Annotated in this window: 8 protein-coding genes; 7 read left to right on the top strand and 1 reads right to left on the bottom strand. The window is 70.0% G+C overall.

Annotation, left to right across the window (positions count from 1 at the left end; all coding sequences use genetic code 11):
* Positions 1-83 precede the first annotated feature (83 nt).
* From GKC29_RS23765 to wecB, 7 genes are all read left to right on the top strand, one after another.
* Complete coding sequence (locus GKC29_RS23765) at positions 84-1,481, top strand: oligosaccharide repeat unit polymerase (protein ID WP_155332937.1); 1,398 nt, start codon at positions 84-86, stop codon at positions 1,479-1,481.
* Positions 1,482-1,560: 79 nt separating this feature from the next.
* Entirely contained in the window at positions 1,561-2,889 is a 1,329-nt protein-coding gene (locus GKC29_RS23760) for a lipopolysaccharide biosynthesis protein (RefSeq protein ID WP_196255700.1), read from the top strand.
* A gap of 132 nt (positions 2,890-3,021) precedes the next feature.
* Positions 3,022-4,260 carry a glycosyltransferase gene (locus GKC29_RS23755; protein WP_155332935.1) on the top strand — a complete coding sequence of 413 codons (1,239 nt, stop codon included), beginning with the start codon at positions 3,022-3,024 and terminating at the stop codon, positions 4,258-4,260.
* Between the two features lie 110 nt (positions 4,261-4,370).
* A complete protein-coding gene (locus tag GKC29_RS23750; protein ID WP_155332934.1) occupies positions 4,371-5,411 on the top strand; it encodes a polysaccharide biosynthesis protein in 1,041 nt (346 codons plus the stop codon).
* Entirely contained in the window at positions 5,405-6,532 is a 1,128-nt protein-coding gene (locus GKC29_RS23745; protein ID WP_155332933.1) for an NAD-dependent epimerase/dehydratase family protein, read from the top strand. The genes GKC29_RS23750 and GKC29_RS23745 overlap by 7 nt, the downstream gene beginning before the upstream one ends.
* Positions 6,529-7,767 carry a glycosyltransferase family 4 protein gene (locus GKC29_RS23740; RefSeq protein WP_155332932.1) on the top strand — a complete coding sequence of 413 codons (1,239 nt, stop codon included), beginning with the start codon at positions 6,529-6,531 and terminating at the stop codon, positions 7,765-7,767. Before GKC29_RS23745 ends, GKC29_RS23740 begins: the two co-directional genes overlap by 4 nt.
* The gene (gene wecB, locus GKC29_RS23735) at positions 7,764-8,888 is read left to right on the top strand and encodes a non-hydrolyzing UDP-N-acetylglucosamine 2-epimerase (protein ID WP_155332931.1); all 1,125 of its coding nucleotides are present in this window, start codon (positions 7,764-7,766) and stop codon (positions 8,886-8,888) included. The genes GKC29_RS23740 and wecB overlap by 4 nt, the downstream gene beginning before the upstream one ends.
* 116 nt (positions 8,889-9,004) lie before the next feature.
* Here wecB and GKC29_RS23730 read toward each other — a convergent pair whose 3' ends face one another.
* Complete coding sequence (locus GKC29_RS23730; RefSeq protein WP_155332930.1) at positions 9,005-10,873, bottom strand: nucleoside-diphosphate sugar epimerase/dehydratase; 1,869 nt, start codon at positions 10,871-10,873, stop codon at positions 9,005-9,007.
* Positions 10,874-11,019 lie beyond the last annotated feature (146 nt).

The following is an 11,019-nucleotide window of genomic DNA, read 5'->3' as shown; positions in this document are numbered from 1 at the left end:
GCGTCATCGCGGCTGTCGAGGGCGCGTGACCTGACCGGACAGCCATCGTTGAGCCATCGTCGGCGGAGAACGGGGGACCGGAAATGATCCTGACGTTTTTACTGGTCCTCGGGTGGGCCATGATCCACTATTGGGTCGCCGTCCGCCGCTACGGGCTCCTTTCCCCGGACGGACTGTTCCTCGTGTCCCAGCTGGTGATGCTCTACGGCACGATCCAGTTGGTCGATCCCGCCTCCGAGGTTCAGGTCTTCTATGCGAAGCTGCTCGCGGCGGCGGTCGCCATTTACATCACCGCAAGCTTGTTCACCCACCTCGTTCTGGCGCACAACGAGGCGATCTCCGCCAAGGTCCGGACCTCCTACTCGGGCTACCGGGTGACCCTGGTACCGCCCACGGCAGCGATCCTGGCCGTCGTCGGCATCTCCATCCTTGTTACGGTGGTCTACTTCACGGCGGTCGGGTACAGCGCGTTCCTCGAAGGGCTACGCGGCCAGCTGAGTGGCGCACCCGCGGACATCGCGACACTCCGCCTGGAGTCGTACGCGGGCGACGCATACTTCTTCCCGGGGTACGTCAACCAGTTCAAGAACGTGATCTTACCCTCGTTGACGCTCATCCTGATCGTGTGGGCCTTCAACCGGCGTGGGACCTTCGCGAGGGTCGCCTCGCTGGTGCTCGGGGCGGTAGCTCTGCTCGCGCTGATGGCCACCGGTCAGCGTGGTGCGCTGGTGACGTTCCTGCTGACCTCGATGGTCTACACGTTCCTGCACCACCGTCGCCGGTTGCCGCGAGCGGCCCTGCTGATGCCGCTGGGCATCGGTCTGCCGCTCATGCTGCTGTCCACCTATGTGCTGGCCAGGGGTGACGGGAGTGCCGATAGTCCGCTGCGAACTGCGATCACCGACCTGGGCAGGCGCTTCCTGAACGACAACCAGGCGTCCGGCCTTGCGGCCTTTGTCTACACCGCCGACAGTCCGGTCCGCTATGGCGGGGAATGGTTGCAGGGACTCGCCGGCATCCTGCCGGGAAATCGTGGCAGCACCCTGAGCAACGAGGTCTTCGCCATCCTCTACGGATCGACCCGGGGAACGTCGCCACCCTCGCTGTGGGGCTCGGTCCATTACAACTTTGACACCGCAGGGCTGATCATTTTCGCGGCCCTTTTCGGTGTGCTGCTCCAGCTTCTGACGCAGCGGACCCTGCGCCGCGCTCACTACAACTCCCTGGAACTCGTCGGGTTCTCCGGCACCACCGCGGTTCTCGGCACGTGGATGGCGGGTGGCATCGAGGCTCCCCTCAACGTCGGCCTGGTCAGCTACCTCGCATTGTGGTATTGGGGCAGCCGGATCGGTCGTGGCTACCGGCGATCCGTCATTGTTCGCCGGCAACCCCGGCCGGCCGCCGCACTCGTCACGGTGCCGTCGGGTCTGTCCTATCGGGGGCAGCATGCGTCGCGGCATGCCGCCTTCCGGCAGATCTGACGAGGTGCGCCCGTCACCCGCTGTGCCGCCCGGCAGCAACCCACCGCGCATACGGCCCGCGCGCGGGCCAGCCGGCCTGGTGGGGACCATCCGCGATCGACTCGGTGGAAGCAAGCTGGGTGTACTCAGCATCGCGGCCGGAAGTGGCACCGGCCAGTTGCTCCTACTGCTCGCCGCACCGCTGCTGGCAAGACTCTACAGCCCTGCGGACTTCGGCGCCTTCGCCGTGCTCGCCACCCTGGCGGCGATAGTGGGGACAGTCGCCGCCGGGCGATTCGAGCTGGCGATCCCACTGCCGCAACGCGACCGCGATGCGCTCGCCCTGGTGACCCTCGGCCTCGTGACAACCCTGGTCACCGCATTGCTGGGGACTGTCGTCGTCGCCATGGTGCGGGAGGAGGCCGCTGCACTCTTCGGTCAGCCGGCGCTGCGGTCGTGGCTTTGGTTGACCCCGTGGACCGCCGCTGCCATGGGTGCCGTCCTGGTGCTGAACCAGTTCGCGATCCGGCACCGCCGGTACGTGGCGATCGGCCGGCGCAACCTCCTTCAGTCCGGCGCGATGCTGTTGACGCAGATCGGCGCCGGCGTGGCCGGCTTGAAGGCCGGGGGGATGGCGTTGGGGCTTGGGGCCGGTTATCTCGTCGGTGCCCTCAGCCTGGCCCGGGAGACCCGCCGGATCCGCCCTGGCGAGATCGCGGCACGACGTTCGACGCTCTGGCGGACCGCGGTGCGTCACCGCCGTTTCCCGCTCCTCATGGGACCGTCCGGGCTCCTCAACGTCATCGGGTTGCAGGTACCGATTCTGCTCATCGCCTATCGCTACGGCGCGGAGGTGGCCGGCTGGCTCGGTCTGACACAACGGGTCCTCGCGCTGCCGGCGGCGCTTCTAGGCATGGCAGTAGCCCAGGTGTACCTCGCGGAGCTGTCGCGCACCGCACGTAGCGGTGACGGCCTACGCATCGAACGGCTGTTCCATCGAGCGAGCCGGCAACTGGCCGTCATCGCCGGTGTCGGGCTCGTGGTCGTCACCCTCGGTGCCCCGCCGGTCTTCGTCTGGCTCTTTGGGGCGCAGTGGGCGAACAGCGGGCTGTACGCACAGGCGCTGGCGGTTTACGCCGCGACGCAGCTCGTCGCATCACCGATGTCGCAGACCCTTGTCGTATTCGGTCGGCAGGGCCTGCAACTGGCTTGGGACGCGGGCCGCGTGCTGCTGGTAACGGGAGCGGTTTGCGCGGTGGCCATGTCCGACGGTTCGCCGCTGTTGGCGGTGTGGGCGTTCGGAATTTCGGCGGCGGCCTCGTACGTGGCCGGTTGGCTCCTCTCGCTGTGGACGGTCCGGCGCCACCGGGCTCAGCAAACGTTGTCTGCGATTCAGGTGTCGGAGTTAGCGCCGGCCCGGGCCGAGTGATGCTCTCGCCAGGTCATCGTCGATGTTCCGAATCGCAACGCATGAACGATTGCTTCGTTCAACCTGATGCCGGCTTACCTGCGCTATCGGGTCGATCTAGGTCGTTTCGCCGCATCAATGAATCGAGTTCTCATGGCAACCGACACGACACTTCTCCTCTTCGACATCTCCCCATACCGCCATTCCACCCGGACGCGGAAGATAGCCATGACCGTCGCGTCTGGTCTTCCAGGCATCGTGCGGGCCGTGACGCTGTCCCGAGCCGGGCGCTTCGGCGCGGCAGACGAGACGGGCCGCTCGTGGATCGACGGTGTCGACGTGGAGCATCTGCCGGTGCGTCGGATTGACGACCGGCGTCGACTCGTCGCGTCGGTACGCAATCTTGTCGGTGTTTACCTGCCCGGGGTGTGGCGACTCCGGCGCCGGGTCCTGGCGACGCCGGCCAAAACGGTGTTCGTCGGTCACATCTCCCTGTTCTGGATCGGGCTGGCGCACCGGCGGCGCTGGGGCAGCCACGTCGTCCTGAACGGACGGGAGCGCCCAGGCGGCATCCGCACCAAGGGCTCGCTGGCCACTTGGTTCTCCCGGGTGGAGCCGCAACTGCTCCGGCGGGTCGCACGCCAACGGGGCCTGACGGTGGTGGCAGTCTGCGAGAGCAACGCGGTCGCCTTCCGGAAGTTGGGCTTCGACGACGTGATGGTGGTGCGCAACGTCCCGCTCGCCTCGTTCGCGCCGGAGTTCGTTCCGCCTCCGTCCGGGCCAGAACTCGTCGTGGCCTGCGTGGGAACCCTCTATCCGGGACGCGGGCTCGAGGTGTTGATCGACGCCGTCGCCGACGCACGATCCGCCGGCGCACGGGTGCGGCTCGAGATAACCGGACCGGCGAGCGAGGACTACCGGCAGGCGCTCCGGAGCCGGATCGTCCGGCTCGGTGCGCAGTCCTACGTCTCCCTGGACGGCCCCTGCTCGGCGGCGGACGTGCCGAGCCGATATCAGCGCGCCCACGTGAGCACCGCTCTGTACCAACCGGTCGACCCGGCCAATGACGGACTCTCCAACAAGCTCTTCGAGGCAGTGGTGGCGGGCCGGCCGGTCATCGCAGGGAACCTGCCCGAGAATCGGGCACTGATCGAAAAGTATCGGGTCGGTTGGGCCGTCCCGGTAGAGCCAGCTCCGCTCAGCGAGCTCCTCGCCCGGCTGGCGGAGGACCTCACTGAGCTACGGGCGCTGGCGCGGCACTGCTTCGTGACCGGCCGGGCGGAGTTCGTCTGGGAGGCCGAGACCGCGCTTCTTCAGAAGCGGTTACTGGAGAACTTCCGCGGCGGAGCGGGCCAATCGGGGGCCACGGCAGAGAAGGGCCGAGGCCGCTGAGCCTCCGGGCGGCAGCTCAGCATCCTCGCGATGTTTAGGTAACTTTGTCTCTTTTGTCTCGTTAGGGCCTGGGTGAGAGTACGCCAACTCAACGGATCGGGGGCCCTCGGGTGACTCTGCTACCTGCTGGAAGTCGGGTGTTGATTACCGGTGGCACCGGTTCCTTCGGACAGACGATGGTGCGCCGCCTCCTCGCCCACGAGGTCGGCGAGGTCCGGATCCTCAGTCGCGACGAGGCCAAACAGGACCTCATGCGACACGTCATCGGGGACGACCGGGTGCGCTACCACGTCGGTGACGTCCGGGACCTCGACTCCGTGTCGCGGGCGAGCCGCGGCGTGGACTACGTGTTCCACGCCGCGGCGCTGAAGCAGGTCCCGTCGTGCGAGTTCTTCCCGATCGAGGCGATGCGGACCAACATCGTCGGCAGCGCCAACGTGATCGAGTCCGCCGAACGCCACGGGGCCAGCTCGGTCGTGCTGCTCAGCACCGACAAGGCGGTCTACCCGGTCAACGCGATGGGCATGACGAAGGCCCTGATGGAGAAGGTCGCCCAGGCGCACGCCCGGAACAACCCGCACAGCGCCACCACCGTCTCCTGCGTCCGGTACGGCAACGTCATGTACTCGCGTGGTTCGGTCATCCCGCTCTTCATCGAACAGATCAAGGCGGGACGTGCGCCTACGGTGACCGACCCGGGGATGACCCGCTTCCTGATGTCCCTAAACGAGTCGGTCGACCTGGTGGAGCACGCCTTCCAGAACGCCCGCCCGGGCGACATCTTCATCCGCAAGGCTGCCGCCTGCACGATCGGCGACCTGGCCGAGGCGGTCTGCCAGCTCTTCGACGTGCCGGCCAAGCTGGACGTCATCGGCGTCCGGCACGGCGAGAAGCCGGACGAGACGCTGGCCAGCCGCGAGGAGCTGATGCAGGCCGAGGATTTCGGCGACTTCCTTCGCGTGCCGCTGGACGCCCGCGACCTCAACTACGCGCTGTACGTCTCCGAGGGCGAGCTCGGGAGGGGACCAATTGAGGACTTCAACTCGGCGAACGCGCCGCGGTTGGGCGTACCGGAGATCGTCGAGCTGCTGAAGACGCTGCCCGAGGTCCGCGCGGAGTTGGCCCTGCGGGATCCGGTGCTGGCGTGTTGAGACTCGCCGTCACCGGCGCCGGGGGCTTCCTCGGCTGGCACGTGCGGGTACTGCTGCGGGCCCTTGGCTGGCCGGAGCCGGCCGTCGTCACCCGCGCCGACCTCGCCGATCCACAGGCGGTCGCGGCAAAGGTGTCCGGCGTCGACCGCGTGCTGCACCTGGCCGGGATCAACCGCGGCGACCCGGCGGAGGTCAGGGGCGGCAACCTCCGGCTCGCCACGCAGCTCGCGGCCGGGTTGCGCGCCGCCGAGGTCCCGCCGGGGTCCGTCGTGTACGCGAACTCGGTGCAGGCCGGCAACGGCACGCCGTACGGCGAGGCGAAGGCGGCCGCCGCGCGGATCCTCGCGGACACCGGCCTGCCTGTCGATGACGTGCTGCTGCCCAACCTGTACGGCGAACACGGCCGCCCGCACTACAACTCCGCGGTCGCCACGTTCTGCCGCCTGCTGGCGGATGGTGGGCAGCCGGAGGTGCACGCCGACCGGGAACTCGGCCTGGTGCACGTGACCGACGCCGCCGCCCGGCTCGCCGGCGTGCCGGCCGCCGGCTCCTGGGATCCGACGATGCCGCCCCTGCGTACGAATGTCCACGACCTCGCCGACCGGCTGGCCGGGATGGCCGCGACCTACCGGACCGGCGAGATTCCCACCCTGGCGGACCGGCACGACGTGCGCCTCTTCAACACCTACCGGTCGCACTGTTTCCCGGAGCGGTACCCACTCGTCCCGCCGCGTCGCGCCGATGCGCGCGGCGAACTGGTCGAGACGGTGAAGGTGCACGGGGGAGCGGGGCAGACGTTCTGTTCGACGACGCATCCGGGCGTGACCCGCGGCGACCACTTCCACCTCGCCAAGGTGGAGCGGTTCGTGGTGCTGCGCGGAACGGCGGAGATCAGCCTGCGCCGGGTCTGCGACACCGAGGTGGTGCGGTTCCCCGTGTCCGGCGACGCGCCCGTGTTGGTGGACATGCCCACCATGTGGGTGCACAAGCTGGTCAACACCGGCGACGACGAACTGGTCACCCTGTTCTGGACCAACGAACTGTTCGACCCGGGGCGCCCCGACACCTGGCCGGAACCGGTGGAGGCGACGATCCCGAAGCCCGTGGCGGTCGTCGCGTGAAGGTCGGCCTGGTCAGCCAGTGGTACCCGCCGGAGGGTGTGTTCATCCCCGGCAACCTGGCCCAGCAACTGGCCGCCCGCGGTCACGACGTCCGGGTGCTCACCACCTTTCCAAGCTATCCGCACGGGCGGATCTACCCGGGCTGGCGGCAGCGCTGGCGGCATGTCGAGGCGCAGGGACCCGTCGCGGTGCGGCGGGTTCCCGCGTACCCGAGCCACGACACCTCGGCGCTACGCCGGGCGGCCAGCCACGTCTCCTTCGGCGCCAGCAGCGCGCTCGCCGGGCCGAGGTGGTTGGGCGGCGTCGACGTCACCTACGTCTACCACCCGCCGCCGACCGCGATCGCCGCTGCTGCGCTGGTCCGGGCCGCCCGGCGGACGCCGATCGTCCTGCACGTGCAGGACATGTGGCCGGAGTCCGTACTGCAGTCCGGGATGGCCCCGACGGGCCTGGCCGGTCGGGCGGTGGCGAGTGGCCTGGACGCTCTCATGCGGACGACGTACCGGCTGGCGTCCGCCGTCGTGGTGATCTCACCCGCGATGGCGGACCTGGTGGTGGAGCGGGGCGCCGATCCGGACCGCGTACGCGTGGTGTGGAACTGGACCGACGACGTCCTGTTCCGGCCCGTGCCGGCCACCGACGCGGCCCGGGCGGCGCTCGGCCACCGGGGTCGGTGCACGGTGATGTTCGCCGGGAACCTCGGCCTGCTGCAGGGCGTGGACACGGCGATCCGCGCGGCGGCCGCCGTCCGGGACCAGGTGGACCTGGTCCTGGTCGGCTCGGGCGCCGGCGAGGACGAGGCGCGCCGGCTCGCCGCCGAGCTGGGCGCCGACAACGTCCGGTTCGTCGGCCGCCGCGCCCCCGAGGAGATGGCCGACCTGTACGCGGCGGCCGACTGGCAGCTGGTCTGCCTGCGGGACCTGCCGGCGTTGCGTGGCACCGTCCCGTCGAAGTTGCAGGCGGCGCTGGCGTGCGGCGCCCCGGTGATCGCCTCGCTCGGTGGGGACGCGGCCGCCCTGGTCGACTCGACCGGGTCCGGCCTCGTCTGCCCGCCGGAGGACTGGGCGGCGCTCGCGGGTCGTTTCCTGTTGGCGACCGACACACCGGCGGCCGACCGCGCCGCCATGGGGCAGCGGGCCCGACGGGCCTACCAGGAGCGGATGTGCCTGCGGGTCGGTGTCGACCAGTTCGAGGACATCTTCACCAAGGTGGCAGCGCAGAGAGGACGGTCATGACCCGCGTGATGACGGTGGTGGGCACCCGGCCGGAGATCATCCGACTCTCCCGGGTGATCGCCCGGCTGGACGAGGCGGTGGACCACGTGCTGGTCCACACGGGACAGAACTGGGACAGTTCGCTGTCCGACATCTTCTTCAAGGAACTGCGGATCCGGGAGCCGGACCGCTTCCTCCGCGTCGACACGTCGTCGCTCGGCCGGGTGCTCGGTGGCGTGCTGGTCGGCATGGAGGGTGCCATCGCCGAGCTGCGGCCGGACGCCCTGCTCGTCCTCGGTGACACGAACAGCTGCATCGGGGCGCTGATGGCCCGCCGGATGCGGGTGCCGGTCTACCACATGGAGGCCGGTAACCGCTGCTTCGACCTCAACGTGCCGGAGGAGACGAACCGCCGGCTGGTCGACCACGTCGCGGACTTCAACCTCGTCTACACCGAGCACGCGCGGCGCAACCTGCTCGCCGAGGGGCTGCACCCGCGCCGGATCCTGCACACCGGCTCGCCCATGCGTGAGGTGCTGGAACACTACCGGGCGGACATCGCCGCCTCGACGATCCTGCGCCAGCTGGATCTCACGCCGGGCCGGTACTTCCTGGTCAGCGCGCACCGCGAGGAGAACGTGGACCGCCCGGACCGGCTCGCGCGGCTGCTGGACTGCCTGCGGGCGGTCCGCGACCGCTGGGGGTACCCGGTGCTGGTCTCCACGCATCCGCGGACCCGCAAGCGGCTGGAGGCGCTGGCGCCGGACGCGACGGTGCTGGACGGGATCGCCTTCCACGAGCCGTTCGGCCTGTTCGACTACGTGCACCTGCAGACGAAGGCGTACTGCACGCTCTCCGACAGCGGCACGATCAGCGAGGAGGCGGCGATCCTCGGCTTCGCCGCGGTGACGCTGCGCGAGTCGATCGAACGTCCGGAGGCGCTGGACGCCGGCGGCATCATCATGACCGGCCTGGACCCGGAGGGCGTCGTGGAGGCGGTCCGGGTGACCGTCGACCAGGTCGGCATCCACGGGGTGCCCTGTCCGGTCGACTACCGGGTCCCGGACACCTCCCGCCGGGTCGTCGACTTCATCCTGTCGACCGTCCGCCGGCACCACGACTGGGCGGGCATCCGCCGCTGATCCGGTCGCTCCCCCCACGACCGTCCCCGCTGGCGGCGGCGAACGGCGGCCAGGGGCAGAAATGCGGAGCGGGCCGGCGACCTTCGGGTCGCCGGCCCGCTCCGTCTTGCCGGCGGTCAGCGCGAGAGCGGCACCTGCATCGTCCGGCCGGCGGGCCGGACCGGCGGGTGGCAGAGTTGGGCGAGCTGTGCCACCACCTTCTCCGGGTCGTCGTACGGGTCGAGCCCGCTCACCTCCAGCGGGTCCAGCGCCGGCACCGCGACGTGCGAGATCAGCGGGTGCAGCGGACGGGTGTCGACCTCGCCGGTGCCGAACAGGTCCTCGTGCAGCTTCTCGCCGGGGCGGAGTCCGGTGTAGACGATCGGCACGGTGCTCGCAGCCTGTTCGGCCATCTGGCGGGCCAGGTCGGCGATCCGCACCGGCTCACCCATGTCGAGCACCAGCGCCTCGCCGTCCCGGCCGATCTCGGCGGCCTGCAGCACCAGGTGCACCGCCTCCTGCACGGTCATCAGGTAGCGGGTCACCTCCGGGTGCGTGACGGTGAGCGGACGGCCGGCCTCGATCTGCTTCTGGAAGGCGGTGACCACCGAGCCGCGGCTGCTCAGCACGTTGCCGAAGCGGACGCTGAGGAAGGTGCCGGGGAAGCGGGACGCGGCGTGGGCGGTGAGCCGTTCGGTGATCCGCTTGGAGTAGCCGAGGACGCTGATCGGGTCGGCGGCCTTGTCGGTCGAGATGTTCACGAACTTGGCGACGTCCCGGCACGCGTCCAGCACGCTGAGCGTGCCCCACACGTTCGTCATGACCGCCTCGCCCGGGTGCCGCTGCAGGAGGGTGAGGTGCTTCAGGGCCGCGGCGTGGAAGATGACGTCCGGCCGCCGCTCCCGCACGATCCGCCGGATGCGCTCGTCGTCGCGGAGGTCGGCGAGGATCAGCTCCGGCCCGTCCAGCAGGGCCCGCCCGTTCAGCGACATCTGCAGGGCGTGCAGGGCCGACTCGTCGCGGTCGAGCATCATCAACTCGCCCGGGTCGGCCGTCATGACCTGCCGGCACAGCTCCGACCCGATCGAGCCGCCGGCGCCGGTGACCAGGACCCGCAGGCCGGCCAGGCTGTTGTCGGTCAGCGGCAGGTCGCCGACCACCTGGCGACGCCCGAGCAGGTCGCTGATCTGGACGTCGCGGACGTCGGTCACGGTGATCCGGTGGTCGACCAGGTCCCGGACCGGCGGCAGCACCTTGAACGCGGCGCCGGTCTGGAGGGTGGCCTCACGGATCTGCCGGATCAGCGCGGCGTCGGCGTTGGCGACGGAGAAGATCACGGTGGTGGCGCCGGTGCGCCGGACCGCCTCGGCGATGTCCTCCCGGCCGCCGAGCACGCGGACGCCGCCGATGCGCAGGTTGCGCTTGTCGGGGTCGTCGTCGAGCGCGCCGACCGGCAGGTACCGGCCGCGCGGGTCGCCCAGCATCGCCCGCAGCAGCCCCTGACCGGCGTCACCGAGCCCGAACAGCAGCACGGGTGTCGAGGAGCGGACGTCGGGCCGCATCGCCAGGTCGTGACGGTGCCGGTACGCGAACCGCGCGGAGAGCATGAACAGCAGGGCGAGCGCACCGCCCACCACGGGGGTGCTGGCCGGGACCGGCCGGTCGGGCGACGGCAGCAGACCGATCAGCAGGACGGCGGCGGTCGCGGTGGCCGTGCCGGCGAGTCCCTGCACGTCCTGGAGGCTGCCGAGCGGGTGGCGTCCCGAGTGGAGCCGGCGTACCGCGGCGACCGCCACGTACATCAGCGCGGCGATGCCGCCGACGGTGGCCGCCCGGCTGAGTTGACCGGGAGGTAGGTGGAACTCGTACCGGGTCCAGACGGCGGTGACGAAGCCGCCCACCCAGGCGGCGGTGTCGGTGGCGAGGAAACCCAGGGCGCGGCGGCGCGCCCGGCCCCGGCGGGACCTCTGGGCGGCACGTTCGTCGCTTCCGGTGTCCTGCGGCATGTCTTGCTCCCGTCTCCGACCGCTTCCACCCGAGGGGCAGAAGGACTTTTGTACTTTTTATCCTTGTTGCAGCCTATAAGTAATTGTTTGGGCGATTTGCCGCGAACGCGGTCCATTCAGCCATGGGCTGCTGCCGGGGAGGTGCC

It is taken from the genome of Micromonospora sp. WMMC415, from assembly GCF_009707425.1.
Lineage (GTDB): Bacteria > Actinomycetota > Actinomycetes > Mycobacteriales > Micromonosporaceae > Micromonospora.
The sequence above is the reverse complement of the archived record's forward strand: the minus strand, read 5'-3'. Positions and strand labels throughout refer to the sequence as shown.

Coding starts and splice junctions, on each gene's coding strand:
- GKC29_RS23765 (WP_155332937.1), top strand. CDS start 84: ATGATCCTGACGTTTTTACTGGTCCTCGGGTGGGCCATGATCCACTAT.
- GKC29_RS23755 (WP_155332935.1), top strand. CDS start 3,022: ATGGCAACCGACACGACACTTCTCCTCTTCGACATCTCCCCATACCGC.
- wecB (WP_155332931.1), top strand. CDS start 7,764: ATGACCCGCGTGATGACGGTGGTGGGCACCCGGCCGGAGATCATCCGA.
- GKC29_RS23730 (WP_155332930.1), bottom strand. CDS start 10,873: ATGCCGCAGGACACCGGAAGCGACGAACGTGCCGCCCAGAGGTCCCGC.